General features: G+C 69.6%; 21 protein-coding genes, 1 tRNA gene, 1 pseudogene and 1 riboswitch. Of the genes and pseudogenes, 7 read left to right on the forward strand and 16 right to left on the reverse strand.

Going from position 1 to position 24,487, the window contains the following annotated elements; translation table 11 throughout:
- Positions 1-182: 182 nt before the first annotated feature.
- From ACWGIG_RS02600 to ACWGIG_RS02615, 4 genes and pseudogenes are all read right to left on the reverse strand, one after another.
- Entirely contained in the window at positions 183-992 is an 810-nt protein-coding gene (locus tag ACWGIG_RS02600; protein WP_453319641.1) for an SGNH/GDSL hydrolase family protein, read from the reverse strand.
- 262 nt (positions 993-1,254) lie between these two features.
- Positions 1,255-1,848, reverse strand: coding sequence for a lytic polysaccharide monooxygenase auxiliary activity family 9 protein (locus tag ACWGIG_RS02605; protein ID WP_453319642.1), 594 nt, complete (start codon positions 1,846-1,848; stop codon positions 1,255-1,257).
- Positions 1,849-2,041: 193 nt separating this feature from the next.
- Positions 2,042-3,235, reverse strand: coding sequence for an SPFH domain-containing protein (locus ACWGIG_RS02610; protein WP_453319643.1), 1,194 nt, complete (start codon positions 3,233-3,235; stop codon positions 2,042-2,044).
- 26 nt (positions 3,236-3,261) lie between these two features.
- Positions 3,262-4,419 (reverse strand): annotated as a pseudogene (locus ACWGIG_RS02615) (peptidoglycan-binding protein); the annotation flags it as partial.
- 122 nt (positions 4,420-4,541) lie between these two features.
- Here ACWGIG_RS02615 and ACWGIG_RS02620 point away from each other — a divergent pair.
- The 3 genes from ACWGIG_RS02620 to ACWGIG_RS02630 all read left to right on the forward strand — a co-directional run bounded on the left by ACWGIG_RS02620 (position 4,542) and on the right by ACWGIG_RS02630 (position 8,957).
- Positions 4,542-4,615: transfer RNA gene (locus ACWGIG_RS02620), tRNA-Lys, on the forward strand.
- A gap of 428 nt (positions 4,616-5,043) precedes the next feature.
- Positions 5,044-7,026 (forward strand): glycosyltransferase family 2 protein, encoded by a 1,983-nt coding sequence (locus tag ACWGIG_RS02625; RefSeq protein WP_453319644.1) that lies wholly within the window; start codon positions 5,044-5,046, stop codon positions 7,024-7,026.
- A complete protein-coding gene (locus tag ACWGIG_RS02630; protein WP_453319645.1) occupies positions 7,023-8,957 on the forward strand; it encodes a galactose oxidase-like domain-containing protein in 1,935 nt (644 codons plus the stop codon). Before ACWGIG_RS02625 ends, ACWGIG_RS02630 begins: the two co-directional genes overlap by 4 nt.
- A 98-nt stretch (positions 8,958-9,055) precedes the next feature.
- Here ACWGIG_RS02630 and ACWGIG_RS02635 read toward each other — a convergent pair whose 3' ends face one another.
- Positions 9,056-10,072 (reverse strand): glycoside hydrolase family 6 protein, encoded by a 1,017-nt coding sequence (locus ACWGIG_RS02635; protein WP_453319646.1) that lies wholly within the window; start codon positions 10,070-10,072, stop codon positions 9,056-9,058.
- 327 nt (positions 10,073-10,399) lie between these two features.
- Between ACWGIG_RS02635 and ACWGIG_RS02640 the strand changes: the two genes are divergently transcribed.
- The 4 genes from ACWGIG_RS02640 (at position 10,400) to ACWGIG_RS02655 (ending at position 13,529) form a co-directional block, all read left to right on the forward strand.
- Entirely contained in the window at positions 10,400-11,152 is a 753-nt protein-coding gene (locus ACWGIG_RS02640; protein ID WP_453319647.1) for a GAF and ANTAR domain-containing protein, read from the forward strand.
- Positions 11,153-11,210: 58 nt separating this feature from the next.
- Positions 11,211-12,026 carry a GAF and ANTAR domain-containing protein gene (locus tag ACWGIG_RS02645; RefSeq protein ID WP_453319648.1) on the forward strand — a complete coding sequence of 272 codons (816 nt, stop codon included), beginning with the start codon at positions 11,211-11,213 and terminating at the stop codon, positions 12,024-12,026.
- 283 nt (positions 12,027-12,309) lie between these two features.
- A riboswitch (cobalamin riboswitch) is annotated at positions 12,310-12,469 on the forward strand.
- 35 nt (positions 12,470-12,504) lie between these two features.
- The gene (locus tag ACWGIG_RS02650) at positions 12,505-12,723 is read left to right on the forward strand and encodes a CbtB domain-containing protein (RefSeq protein WP_453319649.1); all 219 of its coding nucleotides are present in this window, start codon (positions 12,505-12,507) and stop codon (positions 12,721-12,723) included.
- Positions 12,724-12,740: 17 nt separating this feature from the next.
- Positions 12,741-13,529, forward strand: a complete 789-nt coding sequence (locus tag ACWGIG_RS02655; RefSeq protein ID WP_453319650.1) for a CbtA family protein — start codon at positions 12,741-12,743, stop codon at positions 13,527-13,529.
- On the opposite strand, the gene ACWGIG_RS02660 is transcribed toward ACWGIG_RS02655, so the two are convergent.
- From ACWGIG_RS02660 to ACWGIG_RS02710, 11 genes are all read right to left on the reverse strand, one after another.
- Positions 13,502-14,155 (reverse strand): class F sortase, encoded by a 654-nt coding sequence (locus ACWGIG_RS02660; RefSeq protein ID WP_453319678.1) that lies wholly within the window; start codon positions 14,153-14,155, stop codon positions 13,502-13,504. The two genes, ACWGIG_RS02655 and ACWGIG_RS02660, sit on opposite strands and share 28 nt — an antisense overlap.
- Positions 14,156-14,286: 131 nt before the next feature.
- Positions 14,287-14,850, reverse strand: a complete 564-nt coding sequence (locus tag ACWGIG_RS02665; RefSeq protein WP_453319651.1) for a hypothetical protein — start codon at positions 14,848-14,850, stop codon at positions 14,287-14,289.
- 128 nt (positions 14,851-14,978) lie between these two features.
- On the reverse strand, positions 14,979-15,758 hold the full coding sequence (locus tag ACWGIG_RS02670) for an HAD-IIA family hydrolase (RefSeq protein WP_453319652.1): 780 nt from the start codon (positions 15,756-15,758) through the stop codon (positions 14,979-14,981).
- Between the two features lie 77 nt (positions 15,759-15,835).
- A complete protein-coding gene (locus tag ACWGIG_RS02675; RefSeq protein WP_453319653.1) occupies positions 15,836-17,347 on the reverse strand; it encodes an alkaline phosphatase family protein in 1,512 nt (503 codons plus the stop codon).
- Between the two features lie 306 nt (positions 17,348-17,653).
- Positions 17,654-18,718 carry a 2-aminoethylphosphonate ABC transporter substrate-binding protein gene (locus ACWGIG_RS02680; RefSeq protein WP_453319654.1) on the reverse strand — a complete coding sequence of 355 codons (1,065 nt, stop codon included), beginning with the start codon at positions 18,716-18,718 and terminating at the stop codon, positions 17,654-17,656.
- A gap of 53 nt (positions 18,719-18,771) precedes the next feature.
- Complete coding sequence (locus ACWGIG_RS02685; RefSeq protein ID WP_453319655.1) at positions 18,772-19,569, reverse strand: ABC transporter permease; 798 nt, start codon at positions 19,567-19,569, stop codon at positions 18,772-18,774.
- Positions 19,556-20,371 (reverse strand): 2-aminoethylphosphonate ABC transporter permease subunit, encoded by an 816-nt coding sequence (locus tag ACWGIG_RS02690; RefSeq protein ID WP_453319679.1) that lies wholly within the window; start codon positions 20,369-20,371, stop codon positions 19,556-19,558. The genes ACWGIG_RS02685 and ACWGIG_RS02690 overlap by 14 nt, the downstream gene beginning before the upstream one ends.
- 217 nt (positions 20,372-20,588) lie before the next feature.
- A complete protein-coding gene (locus tag ACWGIG_RS02695) occupies positions 20,589-21,644 on the reverse strand; it encodes an ABC transporter ATP-binding protein (RefSeq protein WP_453319656.1) in 1,056 nt (351 codons plus the stop codon).
- Complete coding sequence (locus ACWGIG_RS02700) at positions 21,641-22,300, reverse strand: HAD family hydrolase (protein WP_453319680.1); 660 nt, start codon at positions 22,298-22,300, stop codon at positions 21,641-21,643. The genes ACWGIG_RS02695 and ACWGIG_RS02700 overlap by 4 nt, the downstream gene beginning before the upstream one ends.
- A gap of 89 nt (positions 22,301-22,389) precedes the next feature.
- A complete protein-coding gene (locus tag ACWGIG_RS02705) occupies positions 22,390-23,511 on the reverse strand; it encodes a TIGR03364 family FAD-dependent oxidoreductase (protein WP_453319657.1) in 1,122 nt (373 codons plus the stop codon).
- A 144-nt stretch (positions 23,512-23,655) separates the two neighbouring features.
- Entirely contained in the window at positions 23,656-24,420 is a 765-nt protein-coding gene (locus ACWGIG_RS02710) for a GntR family transcriptional regulator (RefSeq protein WP_453319658.1), read from the reverse strand.
- Between the last annotated feature and the right edge of the window lie 67 nt (positions 24,421-24,487).

Raw genomic sequence — 24,487 nt, forward strand, 5'->3', positions numbered from 1 at the left:
TCCCCCTGGGTTCTCACGTACGTACCTGGGCCCCCTCAGGAAACCGCCGCCCACCCCGCCCCGTCCACGGCAACGCGCCCGTCCCGTCGCTTTCCGGCCGACAATTCACGCTGCCGCAAAGCTGGTTGACCTGGCCGTGGCATCGGGGAAATCCGCGGATCCGCCCGGCGCCGGCGGAGCCCTCAGCCCCTGCCGAGCACCCCCAGCACGGAACGCGCCTGGTGGTCCGCGCCGAGGCGGTTGGGGTGGAACGGCACGGCGAGCCCCGGCGGGTTCGTCGACATCGGCAGGACGCCCTCGACCCACTTGGTGCCGGAGGCCTGGCAGACGTCGTGCCCCGTGCTGCCGCTGTAGGTGTCGACCAGCTCGGCGCCCGTCCCGGCGGCGACCTCGGCGAGCATCCCGTTGAGCTCCTTGAGCCGGGCGCCGAACCACTTCAGGTCCTCGTCGTACATCTGGACGTACGGGAAGCAGCCGCGGTCGGGGACGGCCCCGGCGAGGTAGTCCACCAGCAGGACCCGGGCCTTCGGGGCGCGCGACGTGATGCCCCGGACGGCCGCGGTGACCAACGGCCGCGACTCGGCGATGCGCTTCGACATGAGGTCGCTGCCGTCGGGGGCCGTCCACCGCGGCCGGCAGGAGACGCCGAGCGGCTCGGGCAGCAGGTTGATGCAGCTCGTGACCGCGCCCGCGAGCCCGGCGTCGTTGCCGCCGATGCCGAGGGTGACCAGGTCGGTGGTGGGCGTGAGCCGGTCGAACTGGGGGGCGTTGGTGCCCGTCGCGACGGGCGGGAAGACGTTGACGTCCTGTGCGGCGGTGAGGTGTTCGGTGGTCGCGGCCCCGCAGGTGGCGTCCCGGAAGGTGGGGATCGAGAGCTGTTTCGCGACCTGCTTGGGGTAGTTCCAGCTGCTCTGCGCGCAGCCGCTGGGCGCGTGGGTGGAGTCGATGCCGACGACGGTGACGTCGGCGGACCAGGAGTCGCCGAGCGCCACGTACTCCTTGTACTGCTGCGGCGCAGCGGCGGCGTGGGCGGTGGGGACGGCCAGTGCGCAGGAGGCGAGGGCGGCGGCAGCGGCGAGCGGATCTCACGGGGGACCTCCGGTGCGGCGGAAGGTGAACGGGGTTCAGCTTTGTCCTCCCGTACGCGTCCGGGCGCCGCCGCGCGCTCTTTCTCCGCACCCCGCCCGTGGATTCACCCGTACGGAGCGAGCCGCCCCGTCGGCGCCGGGGCGGCTCACTTTCCGTGGAAACGGATCAGAACTTCACGTCCGAGCAGGCGTAGAACGCGTTGGCCGTGTCGTAGACGTTCCACACCGCCAGCACGACGTGCTTGCCGGACTTGCCCGTGGGGATCGTTCCCTGGTGGGTCAGCGTCGCGGGCGGCTGCTGGCCGCCGTACGGCACGTTCAGGAACGGCTGCGGGTCGAGCGAGGCCCGGGTGATCGGCTTGGTCGGGTCCCAGCCCTGCTTGGTGATGTAGTAGCGGAAGTCCGACGTGCGGTGGCGCGCGGTGAACTGCCAGCGGAACGAGTAGCTCTGACCCGAACTCACCTGTGTGGCGGGCCAGTTGCCGCCGCGCGGGTCGTCGAGCTGCGCGAAGCCGCCGTTGCCGCCGGAACATATCTTGCCGTCGGCGGGTCCGGACGCCGGGAAGCCCTTGGGCCCCTCGACGCTCTGCGGCTCCCACTGGATGGCGCCGCAGCCGGTGACCGTGCCGTTGGCGCAGAGCTTCTGGCGGCTGATCGGGGAATCGGTGTAGCCGTGGCTGCTGGCACTGCCGGTGGCGACCACCGTGCTGCCCGCCATCGCGAGACCGATGACGGCAGCACTCATTGCCTTTTTTCGCATGCTTCGCTCCAGGAGAACGTGGGGGAGTCCGTCGAACTGTGAGCTGTGCCGGCACATGTGCGCGTGGGTGGTGCGCACGGGTAGAGCGGTGAGGCGGTGAAGCAGAACTTCCGGTCTAGACCAAGACACAATGTAGGGACGGCAGTTGAACATGTCCAGACCAATGTCCCAAGTAGGGAAGACTTGAGGAAACTCACCTCCCGCCGAGGTACGCCACCGTCAACTCCCGCACCAGTGACTTGCGTTCGTAATCGTCCAGCTCTCCCACGAGACCGCGCGCGGTCAGCCGCCGCACCGTGTCCTCCACCGCGTCGACCACCGAGGACAGCGCCCGGTCCCGGTCCCTGGCGTCCAGCGCGGCGAGGTTCCGGCGGCGCATCGCCTCGGCGACCTCGGGCGCGTACTCGATCCGTACCGGCTGCACCGAGAAGACCTCGATCCCGGCAGCCGCCGTCCGCGCCGACACCTGCCGGGTCAGCTCGTCCCCGACCGCCGCCGTGTCCCGCAGCGTCCGCGTCCCGCCGCCTCCCGGCGCGGCGCACGGCGCGTCCACCGGCAGCCGGGACGACGCCCGCGCGAGGGCCGCCTCGACCTGGCCGCGCAGATGTCCCGTGTGGTCGGCCACCGTGAGCGTCGCCCGCGCCGTGTCCGCGACCCGCCACACCACGAGGACGACGACCCGCAGCGCGATCCCGTTGCGGTCCACGGCCGGCAACGGCTCGCTCCGCCAGTGCTTCAGCCGTACGTCCACCCGCCTGCGCACCAGCAGCGGGCTCAGCCACACCAGCCCCGTCCGCCGCACGGTCCCCCGGTACGCCCCGAAGAGCGTGAGCACCGTCGCGCAGCCCTCACGCCCCCGCACCAGACCGCCGAACGCGCACAGCCCCACCACCACCAGAGCCGCGAGCGCACCCCCTCCCGCGGTCCCCATCCCGTCGTACGTACGCACCGGCAGCCCGAGCAGCACCCGCGCGGGACCCGGTACGAGACCCACCCACCACAGCACAGCACCGCACCCGGCCACCGCGCCGATCCCGGTGGCCACCGCGGCCCAGCCGGACCCGGCAGGGCCGGGGCGCTCGGCGGGCCCCTGCGCGACGGGAACGGAGGCGGGGGCAGGGCCCTCGGGGGCTGCGGCCACCTTCCGCTGCTCGCCCGTCCCCCTGCGCCGGCCGACGACGGTGGCCCCGGACGGCACCGACGAGACCCCGGCCTCGTCACGGAAGAGGAGGTGCACGGGAATCTCGGTCGTCGACTCGTTCTTGATCACGGGATGGCGCACCACGGGACCGTTCATCGCCATGGGACCGCTCATCGCCACGGGATCATTCATCGCCACGGGACCGTTCGTCACCACGGGACCGTTCATCGCCACGGGATCGTTCATCGCTGGGTCCCCTCCGCCACGACGGTCGTGAACAGCCGGCGCCAGGTCTCCGGCCCCGGATAGCCGTCCGCCTCCTTGCCCCGCCAGCCCTGGGCCCGCTGGAACGCCTCGACGTTGCGCCGGTCCGCCTCGCTCCAGCGCGGTCCCGGCCCCACCGTGTAGTGCGTGCCGAACCCCCGCTGCACGAGCCGCCGCCCCAGCTGTTCCACGTACGCACTGGAGCTGCCCGGCCGGAAGTGCCGCGTCCCCGGGAACACCGCCGCACCCGGCGCGCCCTGGACGACCGCGCCGCCGACGAGCCCCCGGTACCGGTACGCCACATAGCGGTCGGCGTTGTTCCAGTAGCCGATCGGGGTGGCCTGCTTGCGGGTCTTGGGGCGGGTCTGCTCGTAGGCGAGGTAGTGGCCGCGGGTGTAGTCCGTCCAGCCGCCGAAGATCGTCACGTGCGAGCCGTCGTGCGGGTCGGCCGTGTTGTGGAAGAGGAGGATGTCGCCCGGCTCCAGCTGGTCGCGGCTCACCTTCACCCCGTAGTCGGCGAGGCTGCCGGTCCACTCGTTGCCGCCGAGCCCCCAGGCCATCGAGACGTACCCGGAGCAGTCCTGCCGGTATCCGTCCGTCCAGAACCTGTCCATGCTGTACGGGACGCCGGCCGCGACCCACCGCTTGGCCCGGTTGATGATGTCGGCCCGGGTGGCGGGCTTGAACTTCGGCGCCGCGGCGACCCCGCCCGGCCCCGGCGCACCTGCCGCGCCCGATCCCCCGGGGACTCGGGGACCGCCGTGCAGCGGAGCCGTCCGGCCCTGCGGAGCGGGAACGTCCAGCAGCTCGTCCCCCTCTCCCCTTCTCCCCTTCTTCTCCGCCTTCTCCGCCTTCTCCGCCTTCTCCGCCTTCTCCGCCTTCTCCCCCGGCCTCTCCCCTGCCTTCTCCTCCACCCGGTGGGTGCCGTGCTCGTGGTGCCTCTCCCCGTCCGGGCAGTGGCCCGCCGCCCCGGCCGCTCCCCCGCTGCCCAGCACCACCCCGGCGGCGGTGACCAGCAGCACGGCACGCCGTGCGCCGTGCGCCGCCGCGTGACCTCCGTCACGCGCCGGAAGAGACCTCGTCCTGCGGACCCGGCGCCGGTCGGCGCATCCGGCACAGGGACAGTCGACTGCGGGCTGAATCTCCTGGAACTCGATCACGGCCACAGTGTCCCAACTACCCGGACATAACGCATCTTGACGGTTCGAATGATGAACAAATGGACATCACGGGCGGCCACTGGTTCAAACCACTCCGGAGAGTCCGGTAGAGTTCTCCGAGTCAGCAGGCGCCGCTAGCTCAGTTGGTTAGAGCAGCTGACTCTTAATCAGCGGGTCCGGGGTTCGAGTCCCTGGCGGCGCACGCGCAACCGAGACCCTTCCACCACCGGTGGGAGGGTCTCGGTCATTCCCACGGTTCCGGGCCCTCCCCGGGACCGCCCCGGGACTCCGGCAGCCCTGCGATCAGCGACCCTTGCGATCACATGAAGAGTCGGGGAACCTATCCTGGAGCCCATGGCTCCAATGGGGCGGACGGTACGACGAGTTGAGACTCGGAGGGCCGACGAGGGGACGGCAGGGCCATGCGGGGTGCGTGAAGCACCTCACGGGTGGGGCCCCTTTCACCGGCAAATGTCGGGACGGGCATCATGCAACCGGAAGGTTGCCGTCCTGTGTCTGTGGTGATGGCGGGCCGACCAATGATGCGTTCGGGACGGTCGAGGGGGACCGCCAGCGAGCGACCAGACCTACGAACACACGCAGCCAGCCTTGCGTGCGGGGGGATGACTCATGACGTCGACGCCGAGCGGCGCCGGGCAGTACCACGACCCTACCCATGACCCCACCCAGACGACGCAGCTCCGGGTCCCCCCGCAGCCTGGGTCCGACGGCCAGGGTCGCCGAAAGCAGAAGGCGCTGCCCAGGTACGACTACGAGCACTACAGCCGGCTGGCGGGACCGCTGACGCAGCCGGACCCCAGCAAGCCGTACAAGGTCCAGTACAGATCCCTGATCTCCCAGGAGCCGCACCGCATCAGAGCGGCCCTGCTGCTGGGTGCGGCGCCGCTGCTCTCGCTGGCCCTGTTCATCTGGCTGATGCAGCCGAGCCACTGGACCGACCGCGACCCGAACCTCCAGGACGACCTCCTGCGTGCGCTCGACGTCGTGATGCTGGTGTCGATCGGTCTCATCGAGCTCTTCCGCACCATGAACGTGCTCTCCAACGCGCACGCCACGCTCGTCGCGCGCGACCCGATCCCGGTCGTCCCCGAGACCGGCACCCGGGTCGCCTTCATGACCTCCTTCGTGCCCGGCAAGGAGCCGCTGGAGATGGTCACCAAGACCCTGGAGGCGGCCGTCAAGATCCGCCACCGGGGCCTGCTGCACATCTGGCTGCTCGACGAGGGCGACGATCCGGCCGTCAAGGCCGTCTGCGAACGCCTGGGCGTGCACCACTTCTCCCGCAAGGGCATCGCGAAGTGGAACCAGAAGAAGGGTCCGCACCGCGCGAAGACCAAGCACGGCAACTACAACGCCTGGCTGGACGCGCACGGTGACGACTACGACTACTTCGCCTCGGTCGACACCGACCACATCCCGCTCCCGAACTACCTGGAGCGCATGCTCGGCTACTTCCGCGACCCGAACATCGGCTTCGTCATCGGCCCGCAGGTCTACGGCAACTACGACACCTTCGTCACGAAGGCCGCCGAGTCGCAGCAGTTCCTCTTCCACGCCCTGATCCAGCGCGCGGGCAACCGCTACGGCGCCCCCATGTTCGTGGGCACGTCCAACGCGGTCCGCATCAAGGCGCTGAAGCAGATCGGCGGTCTGTACGACTCGATCACCGAGGACATGGCGACGGGCTTCGAGATCCACCGCGCCAAGAACCCGGCCACCGGCAAGAAGTGGCGCTCGGTCTACACCCCGGACGTGCTGGCCGTCGGCGAGGGCCCGACCGCCTGGACCGACTTCTTCACCCAGCAGCTCCGCTGGTCGCGCGGTACGTACGAGACGATCCTCAAGCAGTACTGGAGGGGCTTCGGCACGCTGCCCCCCGGCAAGATGTTCAACTACACGATGATGATCATCTTCTACCCGATGTCCGCCATGAACTGGATCCTGGCCGCGCTCTCCTGCGCGCTGTTCCTGGGCATGGGCGCCTCGGGTGTCCAGATCGACCCGGTCATCTGGATGATGCTGTACGGCAACGCCTCCGCCCTCCAGATCGGCCTCTACATCTGGAACCGCCGCCACAACGTCTCGCCGCACGAGCCCGAGGGCTCCGGCGGTCTGGCCGGCATGGCGATGTCCGCGATGTCCGCACCGATCTACGCGCGCTCGCTGATGGACGCCGTGCTGCGCCGCAAGTCCAGCTTCGTCGTGACGCCCAAGGGCGACTCGTCCAGCCCGGACACGCTCACCGGCACCTTCCGCATCCACATGTTCTTCATCCTGATCTTCGGCGGGTCCATCGGAGCCTCGTTCGCCCTCGGCCACATGCACCCCGCGATGGTCCTCTGGGCCTCGCTCGCCCTGCTGGTCACGGCGGCGCCCATCATCGCCTGGCGCCTCGGCATGCGGGACGAGAAGAAGAAGGGCAAGCCGGGCCCGCAGCAGGGTCCTGGCTCCGCGGGCAGCACCCCGGAGTACGACGACCCGGCCGCCTACCCCGGACAGCACCCCGAGGGCCACACCCCGCAGCAGAAGCCGAGCTGGGCCGCGGCCGACCAGACCATGCAGATTTCTTCCCTTGGGGGACGTAAGAAATGAGTTTCCGTCCGAGCCGCCGGGCCAAACGACTGTCCATCACGGCCGCGGTGGTTGTTGCTCTGGCGGCGTTCAACGGGCCGGCGCTGTACCGCTTCGGTTCGGAGCAGTACCACGAGTACAAGATCAACCGCCCTGAGTACAAGGCGGAGAACGGCCACTGGGACTTCCTCGACGTCCCGACGGACAAGAAGATCAACACGATCCACTCGGCGCTGCTGCACACCGGCAAGGTGCTGATGATCGCGGGCTCGGGCAACAACCAGAAGAACTTCGACGCGGGCAAGTTCGAGTCGATCCTCTGGGACCCGAAGGCCAACACGTACAAGATGATCGCGACCCCGAAGGACATGTTCTGCTCGGGTCATGCGCAGCTGCCCGACGGCAAGCTGCTCGTCGCGGGCGGTACGAAGCGGTACGAGAAGCTCGAAGGTGACGTCACCAAGGCCGGTGGCCTGATGGTCGTCCACAACGAGAACCCCGACAAGCCGATCACGCTGCCCGCGGGCACGGTCTTCACCGGCAAGAAGAACGGCAAGACGTACGTCACCAAGGACCCGGTGCTCGTCGAGAAGGCCAAGAAGGTCTTCGACAAGAGCACCGGGAAGTTCCTGCGCAACGACCCGGGCCTGGGGCGCATCTACGTCGAGGCCAGGCAGTCGGGCAAGCAGTACGAGTCGGGCACCGAGGACAACTACAAGATCGCCGGTCTGAAGCCCACCGACGCCCGCAACACGTACGGCATAGCGCAGAAGCTGGCCCTGGACAAGAAGGACTTCCAGGGCATCAGGGAGGCCTACGAGTTCGACCCGGACACGGAGAAGTACGTCCCGGTCGACCCGATGAAGGAAGCCCGCTGGTACCCGTCGCTGACCACGCTCAAGGACGGCAAGGTCCTGGCGACGTCCGGTCTCGACGAGATCGGCCAGATCGTCCCGGGCAAGGACGAGATCTACAACCCGAAGACGAAGACCTGGAAGTACACGGGCTTCGAGCGGCGGCTGCCGACCTACCCCTCGCTGTTCCTGCTCGACGACGGCAAGCTCTTCTACTCGGGCTCCAACGCCGGTTACGGCCCGGCCGACGTCGGCCGCGAGCCCGGCATCTGGAACCTCGACAACAACAGCTTCAAGAAGGTCCCGGGCATGAGCGACCCGGACCAGCTGGAGACCTCGGCCTCGGTCATGCTGCCGCCCGCGCAGGACCAGAAGTTCATGGTCATCGGCGGTGGCGGCGTCGGCGAGTCCGAGAAGTCCTCGGAGAAGACCCGGCTGGTCGACACCAAGATGCCCAACCCGGCCTTCAAGGACGGGCCTTCGCTGGACAAGGGCACCCGCTACCCCAGCGCCTCGCTGATGCCGGACGACACGGTGCTGGTCACCGGCGGCTCCGAGGACTACCGAGGGCGCAGCGACTCCAACATCCGCGAGGCGCGTACGTACGACCCCAAGTCCAACCAGTTCAAGCGGCTCGCGGACCCGAACGTGGGGCGCAACTACCACTCGGGCTCGGTGCTGCTGCCGGACGGACGGGTCATGATCGCGGGTTCCGACTCGCTCTACTCGGACAAGGCCAACACCCGGCCGGGCGTCTTCGAGCAGCGCATCGAGATCTACACCCCGCCGTACCTCTACCGCGACTCGCGGCCCAAGCTCTCCGACGGGCCGAAGAAGATCGCACGGGGCGCCTCCGGCACCTTCAAGTCGCAGCACGCGGCGTCGATCAAGACGGCGAAGCTGATGCGGCCGAGCTCCGTCACGCACATGACGGACATGGACCAGCGCAGCATCGCGCTGGACGTCAAGAAGACGGCCGACGGCATCACGGTCACCGTCCCGGCGAACCGCGCGCTGGTGCCTTCCGGGCACTACATGCTGTTCGTGACGGACGACCAGGGCACGCCTTCCGAGGCGGTCTGGGTCGAGGTTCCTTAACCACGGCACACCACGCACCGCGCACATGAGTAAGGGGCACCCTCCTGGGAGGGCGCCCCTTACTCGTTCTGGTACGGAGATCGTGCTGGTACGGAGATCTACTTGGCGTTCTTCGCCAGCTCCAGCGCGTAGTCCGCGAACCAGCGGCCGGCCTGCGGGCCGCCCTTGCACTCGCCGTCGGACTCACCGGGGCGCTTGACCCACAGGAAGGCGTGCACCTGCTTGTCGCCGGTGTTCGTGGTGGGGGCCTCGCCCAGCGCCCGGCCCGGCGGGTTGCACCAGCGTTCCTTCGGGTCGCCCTGGGTGTAGGGCCCGTTGCCGTTGCGGCTGGTGTCGATGACGAACGGCTTGTTGCCCACCTTCGCGGAGAGCTCCTTGCCGTACTTCTTGCTGTCCTCGGTGGAGTAGAAGTTGGAGACGTTCACCGAGAAGCCGTCGGCCTGCTCGATGCCCGACCACTTCAGCGGCTCGAAGATCTGGTCCGGCTTGCCCCAGCCCGCGTTGCCCGCGTCCAGGTAGACCTTGGTCCTCGGCTGCTGCTTCAGCGTCTTGATGGCGCCCTTGAGGAGGTCGTAGCGCTCCTCGTGGAACTTCTCCGGGGTGCACTGGTCGACCAGGTGCAGCACCGCGTCCGGCTCCAGGATCACGGTGGCCGGGCGGTCGCCGATGCCCTCGGCGACCTCCTTGATGAAGGCCCGGTACGCGTTGCCGTCGGCGGCGCCGCCGCCGGAGAAGTTGCCGCAGTCGCGGTGCGGGATGTTGTAGACGACCAGGATCGCCTCGCGGTCGGCCTTCGCGGCGGCCTCGGTGAAGCCCTTGGCCTGCTCCTTGGCGTTCTCCGGGATCAGCCATTCGCCGGCCGGCTGCTGGGCGATCTTCTTGATCAGTTCCTGCTTGCCCGATTCGCCCTCGTCGGCGAGTGCCTTGGCCGCCTTGGCGTCCGGGTTGACCCAGTACGGGTCGTCTCCCTTGGGCAGCTGGGAAACCGGCGGATTCTTCCCCGCGGTCCCGCCGTCGCCCCCTTCGCCCCCCGAGGTGCAGCCCGTCAGGAGCAGCGCGGCCCCCACCGCGACCGCTCCCACTGCTCGCACACGTCCGCTGTAACTGCCGTACATCGACTCCCCCTTGGGCGCCTTTTGCGAAGACCGACCTTCTCGAAGACCTCTCGAAGGTGACCGTCTCGAAGTGGAAAGGAATTCCGAGGCAGCCCCCCAGGCGCCCCTGCCCGGACAGATCCGGTCGAATCCAATCCTGACACACCGGCCCCCGGCCCCACGAGGCGTGCCCTGCTTCGTGGAAATCCTGTGGCACCGCGTTCAGTCAGCTTGTTCGAGGACACACGGATACGATGAGACAGCCTTGCCGACACACTTCAGACCTCGTTGCAGCACACTTCCATCACACTTCGTAGCGCCCCGCACAGAGCACTTCAGGAGGAGGGCGTGGTCAGCACCCGCTTGACCGCCCTGCTCGACGAGCTGGCGGTCCGCCACACAGCCGGACTCGACGAGTTCTTCGCCCGCCACTGCGCCGACGTACTGGGAGTGGACGGGCTGGCCGTCACGCTCTCCGGCGGTGTCCCTTCGGAGCAGAACGCCGGCGGCGAGCCCGTCTGGTTCTCCGGTCCGGTGGGCGTCGCCCTCGAAGACCTCCAGTTCACGCTCGGCGAGGGTCCTGGCACGGACGCGCTGCGCACCGGCCGGCTCGTCCTGGAGAGCGACCTGGTGCAGGTGCCGCGGGAGCGCTGGCCGGGTTTCCTGCCCGGCGCCGAGAAGCTCGGGGTGCGGGCGGTGTTCTCCGCACCGCTGCAGATCGGTGCGATCCTGGTGGGGTCCCTGACCTGCCACCGGGCCGAGCCCGGCCCACTGGGCGGGCGGGCGTTGGCCGATCTGCTGGTGTTCGCGGACGCGCTGACCCTGACCCTGCTGGGCAGTGCGGAGTCCGCCGCGCCCGGCTCGGGCGGCTGGCTCGCGACGGACGCCACGCTGTACCGGGCGGAGGTGCACCAGGCCACCGGAATGATCTCGGTACGGCTCGGGGTGCCCCCGGCGGCAGCTCTCGTACGACTGCGCGCATATGCATACGCCGCCGAAGAGCCCATCCTGGAAGTGGCCAGGGATGTGGTGGCGCGGCGGCTGCGTTTCACCCCCGACGGAGCACTGCGCGAGGGCGACGGATCGGGAACGGCACGATGACTCATGGGAAGCGCTCCGGGCGCCCCACCCGGCAGCACGACAGATGTAGGTGACAGGCATGGACAGCAGCGTGCGCGAACGGAAGATCGCGACGGCCTTCGTCGAGCTCGCCGACACTCTGGTCGACGACTTCGACGTGATCGAGTTCCTCCAGCGGCTGGCCGCCCGCTGCGTGGAGCTGCTCGACGTGTCGGCCGCCGGGCTGATGCTGGTCGACCAGCGCGGCCGGCTGCAGACCGCGGCCTCGTCCGACGAGCGCGCCTGGCTGCTCGACCTGCTGGAGATCCAGCACGACGAGGGCCCCTGCCTGGACTGCTTCCGCAGCCGTACGGTCGTCCTGCCGGTCTCCCTGGACACCCCGGAGGTCCTGGAGCGCTGGCCGGTGTTCACGCCGCGCGCCCGGGAGTACGGGTTCCTCTCCACGTACGCGATCCCGCTGCGGCTGCGCGAGACGGTGATCGGCGCCCTGAACCTGTTCGTCACCACGCCCAGGCTGGAGCTGAGCCCCGGCGACGTCGAGCTGGCCCAGGCCCTCGCGGACGCCGCGACCATCGGCATCCTCCAGCAGCGCACCGTCCGCCAGGGTGAGTTGCTCGCCGGGCAGCTCCAGTCGGCGCTGACCAGCCGGGTGCGCCTGGAGCAGGCCAAGGGGATGCTCTCCGAACGGTGGACGGTCTCGATGGACGAGGCGTTCAGCGAGATGCGGGCGTACGCGCGGCGCAATCAGCTGGCGCTGTCGGAGATGGCGCTGGACATCGTACGGGGAACGCTGGACTCGGAGGAGATCCGCACGAAGCCGCGCACGAAGTCCCGTAAGGAAACCCCCGCGACGCCCCTCGCCCTGGACAAGGACGGAAAAATGGGTCCACTCTGACCCGACCGCGACCACCGGGCGACACCCGTAGCTACTTTGCTGTGACATTGCGTCAATTACCCTCTGGAGAACGGAGCTTCACCCCTCTAGAGTGGTGATGCGGCCCCAGCCCCCGGCCCGCAATCCGAGTTGGTTTTCCCAGAACCTCCCGCGACTGCGCCGGGCTTCTCCCGCAGTTCGTGCGCGCGCGGTCGAGGACCAGCCCGGCCGACGGCTCCGGGGGGAGCGAGCAGTCGGCCGGGCCAGGTACTTCCCCGCCGCCGCAGCCCTCTTGGGCCTGTTGACAGTGCACAGCCGGACTGGGACTCTCCGGAGGACAACTCCACACTTCGAGGCGACGGTGAACAGGAACTCCGGTGCGATTCCGGGGCGGTCCCGCCACTGTGACCACATCCCCCACAAGGGTGTGGAAGTCAGGAACTGACCCGTCGTCCTCCTGCTTCGGGGCGTGGAAACCCCAGAAGGAGGCTCACCCGACATGTCTGCGTCTGCCCAGCAGTCCGCACGGTCCACCGACCTGGCGTCGGCGACCACCCGCACCCGGGATCTGCTGATCCTGGCCGCTGCCGTGATCGTCGCGCTGATCGCGCTGTACGCCGTGTTCATGGACAACGGCCACATCATCTCCGCGACCGGCAGCTACCTGCACGAGTTCTCGCACGACGGCAGGCACCTCTTCGGTGCCCCTTGCCACTGATCGGGGACGCGCGCACCATGAGCAACCCCACTCTCACCCTGCTCGGCCGCGGCGTCGCGGCGGGCGGGGTCGCCGGCCTGGTCACGGGCCTCTTCTCGCTGCTGCTCGCGGAACCGGTGATGGACCGGGCGATCGTCCTCGAAGAGGCGCGCTCGGCCAAGGAGGAGGCCGCCGAGCACGCCCACGCGGCGGCCGGTGCGGTCGCCGAGCACCACGAGGAGCTCTTCACGCGCGGCCAGCAGCACTTCGGCCTCGTCATCACGGCGATCGTCGCGGGCCTGGCACTGGGCGCGCTGTTCGCGGTCGCGTACGCGCTGGTCCACCGTCGTACGGGATATCTCGTACGGGCCTGGCCGCGCGCCCTCGCGTTCTGCGCGGCGGCCTTCGTCGCGGTGGCCCTGCTGCCGGGGCTGCGCTACCCGGCGGCCCCGCCCGGCGTCGGTGACGCCAACACGGTCGGCGAGCGGCAGCAGTTGTGGCTGGCAGCCGTCGTGATCGGCATCCTCGGCATGCTGCTCGCCTGGCAGTGGTACGTACGGCTGGCCCGGAAGCCGGAGCCGCTGCGGCACGGTGCGGTGTTCCTGACCGGGGCCGCCACGCTCGCCGTGCTGTTCCTGCTGCCGGGCAATCCGGACGAAGTCCCCGTACCCGCAACGCTGTTGTGGGACTTCCGGGTGCTGTCGCTCGGGTCGCAGCTACTGCTGTGGGCCGTGTTCGCGGCGGTCTTCGGCGGGCTGGGGCTACGTGCCGCGAAGAAGGCAGACTCCCCTGCCCCCGCTCATGACTTGGCGGCTGCCGGGGCCTGAGTGACGCCCGTCAGATAGGCGGAGACGACCACATTGGCCGTGTAGGAGCGGGCGTTGTGGTCGTAGGTACCGCCGCAGGTGATCAGTCGCAGTTCGGCGCGGCCGGCCTCGCGCGGCCCGTACGCCTTCTTCGCGTCGAACTTGTCGCGGCTGAAGACCTGGACGTCCTCGATGGTGAATTCGGTGACCGATCCGTCCGACCCGGTGATCTTGACCTGCTCGCCGGGGCGGGCGGAGCTGAGGCCGTAGAACACGGCCGGCTTGCTCCTGGTGTCGACGTGTCCCACGAGCAGCGCGACGCCGCTCGCTCCGGGGCGGGCGCCGTCGCGGTACCAGCCGACCTCTCGCGGCTGGTCGTACGGCGGCGGGTCGACCGCGCCGTCGGCGTCGAGGCCGCGCGGGCCGACCGGCGCCCCGATGCCGAGCGAGGGGACGTCGAGGCGGCCGGGGCGCACGCCCGCGACCGGTTCGTGCGCGTCGGGCAGTTCGACCTGTAGCAGTGGGCGTCCCACCGCGGCCACGTCACCGGTGGTCGGAGCGGCATTGCCGCTCGGGCCGTTGGTGATGTCGCGGCCCCACAGCCACAGTCCGAGGAGCAGCACCGCCCAGGCGATGCCGGTGAGCATCCGGCCCTTGCCGGAAGCGGGGTGGTCGGTGCTCAAGGTGGTGTGCTCCCGTCGTGCTTCGCGCGGGTTCGTTGTGGCTGGGCGCGCAGTTCCCCGCGCCCCTTACGGGGCGCCTCCTGAGGGGCGCTCCTCTAGCGGGAGGAGTTGCGGCGGCGTACCGAGCGTCCGGCGATGGCGATGGCTGCCGCACCCGCGAGGCCGAGGCCGATCAGGGTGTGCGAGGTGCCGGGGCCGTCGGACTCGGCGGCCAGGGCGGTGCCGCCGCCGCCCGCGCGGACGGGGGCGGTCGGTTCGGTCCTGTGGTGGACGACGGTGACGTTGCCGTTGGCCTGGCCCGAGCCGTCCTCGCACTTGACGTGGATGCTGTAGTCGCGGCCCTGGGCGTCGGAACGGATCCGCGCCTCGGCGAACAGACCGCCGCCGCCGTTGCCGGGATTGAAGTACACGGGCGAGGAGAACGCCTCCGACGTGCCGACGGCCTTCTTGTGCTTCTCGCACACGTCGATCCGCAGTTCCACCTCCCCGCCGGCCGCGATGGTGGACGGGGTGACGGTGACGTTGCCGCGGGACTCTTCGTTGTCCGTGACGGCGACCGGCGCGGGGGCTGCCGGTGGGGCGGCGAGGGCGGCGGGCGCGGGGAAGAGTACCGCCGCGAGTACCGCACCCGCACACAGAGTGAGCTCTGATGAGCGCATGGTGAACCTCCTGGTACTCCGAAGATTCACCCGGGCGCGAGGTTCCGCATCCGCAGGGGCCCGTCACTGCGCCGTACGGGCCCCTGCCGGGCCTCTGCCGGGCCTCTGCCGGGTTCCTGCCGGGTTCCTCAGATGCGCTCGACGAGGTCCGCGATCGAGTCGACGACGGTGGACGGCCGGAACGGGTACGTGTCGATGTCGTCCTTGCCGGTCAGCCCGGTGAGCACCAGGAACGTCTCCATGCCCGCCTCCAGGCCCGCCAGCACGTCGGTGTCCATCCGGTCGCCGATCATCGCGCTGGTCTCGGAGTGCGCGCCGATGGCGTTGAGGCCGGTGCGCATCATCAGCGGGTTGGGCTTGCCCGCGAAGTACGGCTTCTTGCCCGTCGCCTTGGTGATCAGCGCGGCGACCGCGCCGGTGGCGGGCAGCGGGCCCTCGGCGGAGGGGCCGGTCTCGTCGGGGTTGGTGCAGATGAAGCGGGCGCCGCCGTTGATCAGCCGGATCGCCTTGGTGAGGGCCTCGAAGGAGTAGGTACGGGTCTCTCCCAGCACCACGTAATCGGGCTCGTGGTCCGTGAGGACGTACCCGATGTCGTGCAGCGCGGTGGTCAGCCCCGCCTCGCCGATGACGTACGCGGTGCCGCCGGGGCGCTGGTCGTCCAGGAACTGGGCGGTGGCCAGCGCGGAGGTCCAGATGTTCTCCACCGGCACGTCCAGGCCCATGCGCGCGAGGCGTGCGTGCAGGTCACGGGCGGTGTAGATGGAGTTGTTGGTGAGCACCAGGAAGGGCTTCCCGGTGTCCCGGAGCTTCTTGATGAAGGAGTCGGCGCCGGGGATCGGGACGCCCTCGTGGATGAGGACTCCGTCCATGTCGGTGAGCCAGGATTCGATCGGCTTGCGCTCTGCCATCTGGTGGGACTCCCGCCGTACGTACACACATGAAGACAAGGGGCGCGCACAACCCTGTGCACGCCCCCAGCCTAGTGTCAGGAGGTGATGTTGACGCCGTCGATCGTCCAGTACCAGTTGTTCCCGCCGGTGTAGCGGAAGCGGACCCGGGCGGTGGTGGCCCCGGCCGGGACCTGGAGGCGGACGCTCTCGACCCGGGAGGAGCTGTTCGCGGTGTACGTCTTCACGGAGACCGGCGCCCCTTCCCCGTACGAGACGAGGACCTCGGCCTTCTGCGGGGCCTCGTGGCGGTAGTACGAGGTGTACGTGAGCGTGGCGGCCTGCCCCGCCTTCACCGGGAACGCCGGGCTGACCAGCGTCGAGTCGAAGGTCCCGGTGAAGGTCTTGTCGGACCACTCGTCGCCGTCGCACACCGCGAAGACGTTCCGGGCGCGGACGTTCAGCTCGCGCTCCTGGCCCTTCTCGGCCTTGGTCCAGAACTCGTCGGTGGTGAAGGACCAGCCGCGCCACTCGGTGACGCCGCCGGTGCCCATCTTCGAGTTGTCGACCGACCAGCCGGCGGGTGCGGCGTGGGTGAAGCCGAGGACGTCGGCGCCGATGCCGCTCTCGTCGACGGCCTTCCGGAGCTGGCCGCGCAGCGGGTCGAAGGAGTCGGTGACGGGCTGCTGCACGGCCCGTCCGTCGAGCTTCCAGGCCGGGTCGACGGTGATGCCGAGGTGGACGAGGGCGGAGACGGCGACGTCCGGCATCAACACGTCGTACCGGGTGACGCCGGCGGGCAGCCCCGCCCCGGTGGCGATCAGGAAGGTCTGGCGCTCGTCCCAGGAGTTGCCGCCGTGGCCGCCGGTCGCGGTGTGCCCGTGGTCGGCGGTGACCATGACGAGCCAGTCCTCGTTCCCGTACGTGGCACGGGACTTGACGGCGGCGAGGATCTCACCGACCTGGGTGTCGACGCCGTGCAGCGCGTCGAGGTACGCCTGGCTCGCGTGGCCGCTCGCGTGGCCCGCGTGGTCGACGTTGTCGAGGTGGACGAAGACCGCGTCGACGTCCGCCTTGACCCTGGCGACCGCGCGCTTCGTGGTGCCGACGTCGTACTCGGCCCCCGGGGTGGAGACGCGCTCGTCGACCTTCGCGGAGAAGATGATGTCGGTGATGGGGTTCCAGGACGCCACCGCGTACGTCTTGAGGGCCGGCTTGGCGGTCTCGACGCGGGTGAGGAAGTCGGGGTACGTGGCGAAGTCGGCGCCGGTGAACTCGTTGTTGACGACCTTGTGCTTGTCCGGCCACACGCCGGTGATCAGCGTGGACCAGCCGGGGCCCGAACTCGTCGGCGCCATCGGGTTGGTGTAGATCGCGGAGGGCGCGGTGACCCCGGCCGCCATGAGCGCGTCCAGGTGCGGGGTGTCGGCGTCCTTGATGCGGCGCACCATCGCCCCGTCGACTCCGACGACCAGGACCTTCGGGGTTCTGGCCGCACGGTCCTGCCGCTCGGCGGCGGAGGCGCGGGTGACGGAGGCGAGGGGGCCCGCCGCGGTGGCGACGGCGGCGGCGCCGAGGAGCACGGCGCGACGGGAGATGCCGGAGGACATGTCTCTCTCCAAGGGGCAGGTGGTGTGGGGAATGGGTGTCTGTGCACCGGCCCCGTGCCGCGCGGGAGCGAACCGGGGCCGTACGAACCGGGGCCGTACTTGCCTCAACGGCGTGACATACCTCGGGGCATGGCGATCCTCCAACGGGAAGGGGGCTCCGGAACGCAAGAATCTGGACCAGACCCGTTACCTTTGCGTGATATCAGCGCCTGGTCCAGACTCTTGTGGTGAACCTTGGCCGAATGGTTACCGACAGCCGTCGGACCGGCTCCCGGCGGACACAACTGATCCTGCGCCAGGCGTCGTTCAGCTTCCGGTGGCGGTCTTCCAGGCGTCGACGTAGCTCTTGAGGTTCTTGTCGATGTCGGCCCAGTCCGGCTGGAAGACCTCGACTCCGTCGAGCAGCTTGGTGAGTTCGATGGCGTTCGCGTCGGTGGGCTTCACGTCGCCGCGGGCCGGGAAGCCGCCGCCGACGGAGCTGACCTCCTTCTGCGCGCCCTCGGTCAGCATGAAGTCGAGGAGCTTCTTGCCGTTCTCGGTGTGCGGGGCCTTGTTGACGAGCCCGGCGGCGTACGGCAGCGCGAAGGTCGTGGGCTTGCCGCCCGCCTTCGCCGGGAACCAGATGCCCAGGTTCGGGGCGGACTTCGACTGCGCGAAGTTCATCTGCACGTCGCCGTTGGCCACCAGGATCTCGCCCTTGTCGACCTTGGGCGCGAGCTTGGAGGTGGAGGAGGACGGGCCGACGTTGTTGACCTGGAGCTTCTTCAGGTACGCCATGGCGGCGTCCTTGCCGCCCAGGTCGTGCATGGCCTTGATGACGACGGCGGTGCCGTCGCCCGCGACACCCGGCGTCGAGTACTGGATCTTCCCCTTGTACTTGGCGTCCAGCAGCTCTTCCCAGGTCTTGGGGGTGTCGCCCGGCAGCTCCTTCTTGTTCTTGATGAACCCGAAGTAGTTGTTGACGACCGAGGTCCACTTGCCCTCGCCGGACTTGTCGCCGCCCTTCACCTGGTCGGACCCGGCCGGCTCGTACTTCTGGAGCAGTCCCTTGGAGTCGGCCTGCTGGATGAACGGCGGGAGCGTGACGATGACGTCGGCCTGCGTGTTGGACTTCTCGCGGACGGCGCGCTGCACCATCTCGCCGGAGCCGCCCTCGACGTACTTGACCTTGATGCCGGTCTTCTTCTCGAAGTCCTTGAAGACCTTGTCGTACCAGCCGTCGCCCTTCTCGCCCTTGAGGCCGTCGGCGCTGTAGACGGTGACGATCTTCTCGTCGGCGGAGGCGGCGGACGACCCGCCGCAGGCGGCGAGGGAACCGGCGAGGACGAGGCTGCCGGTGAGGGCGGCGAGCGGCTTGAGGGTGCGCTGCATGACGTTTCGTATCCCCATCTGTGGAGTGGCGTTCGGCATCGGTGGAGCGACGTTCAGCGGAAGGAGGCTTTGGTGCGGATGCGGGAGACCGCGAGCAGCACGAGCAGCGTGGTCCCCATGAGGACGACCGCGACGGCCGATCCGCTGAAGAGGGATCCCCGGTCGGTGGCGGTGAAGATCTGCACCGGCAGCGGCATCCAGTCCGGCGGGTAGAGCATCATCGTGGCGCTCAACTCGCCCATGGACAGGGCGAAGCAGAGTCCGGCCGCCGCGTTGAGCGACGGCAGCAGGAGCGGCAGCTTCACCCGCCACAGGACGTACGAGGGCCTGGCGCCGAGCGACGCGGCGGCCTGCTCGTACATCGGGTCCAGTCGGACGATCGCGGCCGAAACCGACTGGTAGGCGAACGCGGTGACAAGAATGGTGTGCGCGAGGATGACGATCCAGCGCGTCCCGTTGAGCAGGAACGGCGGCTGGCTGAAGGCCACGAGCACCGCGAGCCCGACCACCACCGAGGGCACGGCCACCGGCAGCATGAACAGCGCGTCCAGCACCCGCTTCCCGCCCTTCCTCAGAGCGGCCGCGGCGAGCGCCGCCCAGCTCCCGAAGGTGAGCGCGAGCACGCTCGCGGCGACGGCGGTGACGAGACTCGTGGTGAGCGCCTGAAGCGATTCCCCCCGCACGGCGGCCCCGTAGTTCTCGACGGTCGGCCCGGACGGAAAGGCCCCCGACCAGTGCGTCGAGAACGAAGCCCCGAGAATCACCAGCAACGGCAGCGCGAAAAGCGGTAGGAAGAGGAGGAAGAAGACGACCCAGGTCGTCCATTTCCCGGCCCGGCTATGCACCAACACGACGGCTCACCACCCGGTAGATTCCGTAAAGCCCGACGGATATCGCGATGTTGACGACCGCGACCACGCACGCCGCCGGATAGTCGGACTCCAGAATTGCCTTGCTGTACACCAGCATCGGCAGCGTGGTGACCCCCTTCGCCCCCGTGAAGAGGACGATCCCGAATTCGTTCAGGCACATCACCAGCACGAGCGATCCGCCGGCGGCGAGCGCGGGCAGCGCCTCGGGAAGGATCACCTGCCGTACGATCCGCCAGGTCCGCGCCCCGAGCGAGGAGGCGACTTCCAGCTGTGCCGTGTCGATCTGTGAGAAGGCCGCGAGCAGCGGACGCATCACGAAGGGCGTGAAGTACGTGATCTCCGCGAGCAGCACCCCCCACGGCGTGGTGAGGAAGTGGAACGGCCCGTCGGCCGCCCCGGTCACCCCCGTCCAGACCCCGTTGGCCATGCCCACGCTCCCGTAGATGAAGAGCAGCGCGAGCGTGATCAGGAAGGACGGAAAGGAGAGAAAGACGTCGATGAACTTCGCGACGGCTTTCCCACCCGGGAACGGCACGAAGGCAATGACCAGCGCCAACGCAAACCCGAGGACAAGACACCCGACAGTGGCCCCGAGAGCGAGCCACACGGTGGTGGTCAACGCTTCCCTGAATGCCTCCGAGGCAAATACATCCCCGTAGGGCGCAAGGGAGACCTCCCCACTGTCCGCAGTGAACGACTGCTGCACGACCAGCGCGAGCGGATAGAGAAACACCAACCCAAGAACAGCAACGGGCGGCAACGCCCACACCCACCGCGGAATCCCCCGCCCACCACCGCCGTCCCCGTGGGCAGCAGGGCCACCGCCGTCCCCGCGGGCAGCAGGGCCACCGCCGCTGCTGTGGGCAGCAGGGCCGCCCCTGGGGGCGGAACGGGTGGGCACAGGGGCGGCCCCCGGCGGAGCCGCACCTCCCGTTCGGCCCGCGCTCGCCACCGCCACGCCCGCACCCGCACCCGCACCCGAGCGCACGACCGCCCCCTCAGCCACCGGAAACCCCCGCCCCCAACAGCACCGCGTCCTCCGACGCAAAGTGCAGGACGACCGAGTCCCCCAGCACCGGCGTCTCCCGAAGCTCCCGCACGTCCGCCTTCACCCGCTGCCCCGCACCCACATCCACGTACAGCCGGTGCGTGGACCCCCTCCACTGCACCTCGCTGATCGTCCCGCGCAGTGCATTGGGCCCTTCTCCGAGCCCCACCAGGTGCGGCCGGACACAGAGAGTCGCCGTGGCACCTTCCGTGATCCCCTCGGTGGAGACCTTCAGCTCGACCCCGTCGAACCGGACTCCCTCCGACCCCACCTCCACCGGCAGCAGATTCGCGTTGCCCACGAAGGAAGCCGTGAACTCCGTCCGAGGCCGCCGATAGAGCTCCTGCGGCGTACCGCAGTCCTGCAACCGCGCCTTGTCCATGACCGCGATCCGGTCCGCCAGCGTCAGCGCCTCGACCTGATCGTGCGTCACATAGAGAATCGACACATCCGGCAACTCCCGGTGCAGCCGCGCAAGTTCGGCCAGCATCCCCGACCTGAGCTGCGCGTCCAGCGCCGACAACGGCTCGTCCAGCAACAGCACCCCAGGCCGGATGGCCAACGCCCGCGCAATCGCGACCCGTTGCTGCTGCCCACCCGACAACTCCCGTGGATAGCGCCGCGCGTAGGCAGCCATCCCGGTCATCTCCAGCGACTCCGCGACCCGCCCCGGAATCTCCGCCTTGGCGACCTTCTGCGCCTTCAGCCCAAAGGCGACGTTCTCTTCCACCCGCAGATGCGGAAAGAGCGCGTACTGCTGGACGACCATCCCGATGCCCCGCCGGTAAGGCGGCAGCCCGGTGACGTCCCGCTCCCCGATGAACACCCGCCCGGACACCGGCTGCACAAAGCCCGCCACCGCCCGCAGCGCCGTCGTCTTCCCGGACCCGGAAGGGCCGAGCAGGGCCATCACCTCGCCCGGCTCCACGGTCAGGTCCAGCGAGTCCAGGACGACGTTCTTCCCGTACGAAACCGATACGGACTCGAAGCGTATGCCGCTGCTCATCGCCCCAACTCCGCGAGCAGCCCGGGGAGTTCGACGACAGATCCGAGCACATGACTCGCCCCGTGCGCGAGCAGCGCGTCCCGCCCGTGCGCCCCCGTCAGCACACCCGCGACCACGCCCGCCCCGGCCCGTACGCCGCTGAGCATGTCGTACGAGGTGTCACCGACGACCGCGACGTTCGCCACCCCCGCCACCGCGCCCGTACGCAGGAACGCGGCGAGCACCATGTCCGGGTACGGCCGGCCCCGGCCGCCCGCATCGGCGGGGCACAGCGTCAGCCCGACCAGGTCCTGCCAGCCCAGGGCGGCCAGGATGGCGTCCTGGGTGACACGGGCGAACCCGGTGGTCAGCACCACGGTGCGGCCGTCGGCGGCCAGCTTCTCGATGACCTCCCGAGCCCCCGGAATCTCCTCGATCCGGCCCCCGTCGACGAGCCGCCCGTACGCCTCCTCGAAGGCGGCGTTGGCCTGCTGCGCCTTGGCCTCGTCCCCGAAGAGGTGCCGGAAGACGGAGATCTTGGACTCGCCCATGGTGGCCCGTACGTACGCCAGCTTCTCCTCGAAGTCGGCGGACCCGGGCTCCACGCCCAGCCGCTCGGCAGCCGCCGCGAAGGCCTGCTCGACGAGGCCGCCGTCGGCGACGGTCGTACCGGCCATGTCGAGAACGACAAGGTCGATGCGGCTGCTCTGCTTGCTGTCGTTGCTGTCGTTGCTCTGCTTGCTGTCGTTGCTGCTCATAGTGGTGCTCACCAGCCCAATTCGTTCGCGGTCTTCTCGGCGATGGCCGGGGAGCAGGTCATCCCGCGCCCGCCGGGCCCGGTCACCAGCCACACGCCGCTGCGCACCTGCTCCCGGTGCACCACGCGGGTCTTGTCGGTGCACTGCGCGTACACCCCGGCCCAGCGTCGCTGGATCTTCGGAAGCGGACGCCCCAGGAAGCTCTCCGCCACGGCCTGCACGTGCGCGTACGGCTCCTCCTCCACATCGAAGCGGAACGGGTGCTCGTACTCGTGGGTGTCGCCGATGGTCAGCCCGCCGTCGCGCCGCTGCACCATCAGCAGCTGCATCTTGTGGGCGGCGGCGGTCGGCGCCTGCTCCTGCCCGGCATTGAGGGCGTCCAGCGCCTCCCCCGCGTACGCGGGGTAGTAACGGAAGCTGTCGCCGTCGGCCACCGAGGTGGTGAGGGCCTCGCCGAGGGGCTCGGTCTGCATCATCTGGAGCCGCACCCGCCGCACCGGCAGCGAGGGCACCAGCTCGCGGACGAGCCCGCCGAGCCATGCTCCCGTGCAGAGGACGACGGCGTCGCCCCGGTGCACGACTCCATGGTCGTCCCGTACGGCCCCCTCGCCGACCACGTCCCGCACCTCGCGCCCGCCGAGGAAGGTGTACCGACCGGACGCCAAGAGCGCCTGCTTCAAGGCGAGTTGAGCGGTACGGGGCTCCACGGCCGCGTCCCGCTCGCACCACAGCGCACCGAGGAACTCGCCGCGCAGGGCGGGGTTGACGGCCCGGGCCTCGTCGGCCGTCAGCAGCTTGTAGCCACGGACGGCGGCGTCGTCCCGCTCCAACACCCCTTCGGCTACGCCGAGTTCGAGTTCCGTACGTACCGGCGTCAGCGACCCGTTGGCCCGGAAGCCCAGCCCGGGAACGCGGGCGCCGATGCCCTCCCACAGTTCGCGGGCCCGCAGCGCGGTGTCGAGCTCCTCGCCGCCCGCGCGCCCGCTGACCCATATCTGGCCGAAGTTGCGCAGGCTCGCGCCGCGTGCCTCGCTCTCGCGCTCGATCTGTACGACCTCGTGGCCGCGTTCCACTGCGTGCCAGGCGTGCATGGTTCCCACGACGCCGGCTCCAACGACTATGACTCTCACGGCGGCCACGTTCCTCGGGGCGGATGACGCGGCCGGATCCGGACGGCAACGGCACGGTGAACAGCCCCCCAAGGCTGGCCCAGACCCGTTATCGTTCCGTTACTTTCATGGCTGTGGTCATACCCGCGAAAGAGCCGTCCCCGCCTAGGTCAGGAGCTGCGTGGAGAAGCTGAACCTGTCCCCCCGGAACAGCATCCGCACCCGCTCCAGCGGGCGCCCGGCGACGTCCTGCGACCACCGGTGCATCAGCAGCATCGGCAGCGCGGGCGGCGTCCCGATGAGCAGCGCCTCGCGCGGAGTGGCCAGGACGGTCTCGATGCGCTCGTGCGCCCGGCCGAGCCCCACCCCCACGCTCTCGCGGAGGTAGGCGTAGAAGGAGGAGTCCGGCTGGAAGTCGACGTCGAGACGCGGCACGCGCTGCACGGCGACGTAACAACTCTCAAGCCCCACGCGCTCGTCGTCGGCGAGCAGCACCCGCTCCAGGTGCCAGACGGGCTCCCCCGGCTCGACCCCGACGTCCGGTGCGAGCCGGGCGGGGCAGGGGAAGCGCTCCAGGCCGATCAGGTTCCGCCCGGGCCTGCGCCCCTGCCTGCGAACCCCTTCTGTATAACTGGCCAACGACAGGGGCTGTTCGAGCTTGGGCCCCGCCGCCACGGTGCCGCGCCCCTGCCGCCGCACCCGCCCCTCCAGCAACAGTTCACGCAGGGCCTGGCGGACGGTGTCGCGGGCGACCTCGTAGCGCAGGGCGAGGTCGCGCTCAGTGGGCAGCAGCTGGCCCTCGGCCAACTCCCCGACCAGCTCGGAGAGATGCGCCTTGACCGCGTAGTACTTGGGGATGCGTCCGTGCTCCGGGATGCCGGACCGGACGGGCGCGCCGGGGTCCTGGTGGTGCGTGTTCGGGTGGTCCACGTCAAGGATCGTCGCAGATGACGGTGCGCGGGGGCCCGCCCGGTACGCGCCGGAGCCGCCCGGTAGG

This window comes from Streptomyces sp. NPDC054863 (assembly GCF_053610825.1).

What these genes read in the sequence shown, in the direction of transcription:
- ACWGIG_RS02635 (WP_453319646.1), bottom strand. Translation starts at nt 10,072, where the DNA reads ATGTACGGCAGTTACAGCGGACGTGTGCGAGCAGTGGGAGCGGTCGCG.
- ACWGIG_RS02680 (WP_453319654.1), bottom strand. Translation starts at nt 18,718, where the DNA reads ATGCAGCGCACCCTCAAGCCGCTCGCCGCCCTCACCGGCAGCCTCGTC.
- ACWGIG_RS02655 (WP_453319650.1), top strand. Translation starts at nt 12,741, where the DNA reads ATGAGCAACCCCACTCTCACCCTGCTCGGCCGCGGCGTCGCGGCGGGC.
- ACWGIG_RS02675 (WP_453319653.1), bottom strand. Translation starts at nt 17,347, where the DNA reads ATGTCCTCCGGCATCTCCCGTCGCGCCGTGCTCCTCGGCGCCGCCGCC.
- ACWGIG_RS02665 (WP_453319651.1), bottom strand. Translation starts at nt 14,850, where the DNA reads ATGCGCTCATCAGAGCTCACTCTGTGTGCGGGTGCGGTACTCGCGGCG.
- ACWGIG_RS02670 (WP_453319652.1), bottom strand. Translation starts at nt 15,758, where the DNA reads ATGGCAGAGCGCAAGCCGATCGAATCCTGGCTCACCGACATGGACGGA.
- ACWGIG_RS02695 (WP_453319656.1), bottom strand. Translation starts at nt 21,644, where the DNA reads ATGAGCAGCGGCATACGCTTCGAGTCCGTATCGGTTTCGTACGGGAAG.
- ACWGIG_RS02700 (WP_453319680.1), bottom strand. Translation starts at nt 22,300, where the DNA reads ATGGCCGGTACGACCGTCGCCGACGGCGGCCTCGTCGAGCAGGCCTTC.
- ACWGIG_RS02625 (WP_453319644.1), top strand. Translation starts at nt 5,044, where the DNA reads ATGACGTCGACGCCGAGCGGCGCCGGGCAGTACCACGACCCTACCCAT.
- ACWGIG_RS02605 (WP_453319642.1), bottom strand. Translation starts at nt 1,848, where the DNA reads ATGCGAAAAAAGGCAATGAGTGCTGCCGTCATCGGTCTCGCGATGGCG.
- ACWGIG_RS02650 (WP_453319649.1), top strand. Translation starts at nt 12,505, where the DNA reads ATGTCTGCGTCTGCCCAGCAGTCCGCACGGTCCACCGACCTGGCGTCG.
- ACWGIG_RS02660 (WP_453319678.1), bottom strand. Translation starts at nt 14,155, where the DNA reads ATGCTCACCGGCATCGCCTGGGCGGTGCTGCTCCTCGGACTGTGGCTG.
- ACWGIG_RS02610 (WP_453319643.1), bottom strand. Translation starts at nt 3,235, where the DNA reads ATGAACGATCCCGTGGCGATGAACGGTCCCGTGGTGACGAACGGTCCC.
- ACWGIG_RS02645 (WP_453319648.1), top strand. Translation starts at nt 11,211, where the DNA reads ATGGACAGCAGCGTGCGCGAACGGAAGATCGCGACGGCCTTCGTCGAG.
- ACWGIG_RS02630 (WP_453319645.1), top strand. Translation starts at nt 7,023, where the DNA reads ATGAGTTTCCGTCCGAGCCGCCGGGCCAAACGACTGTCCATCACGGCC.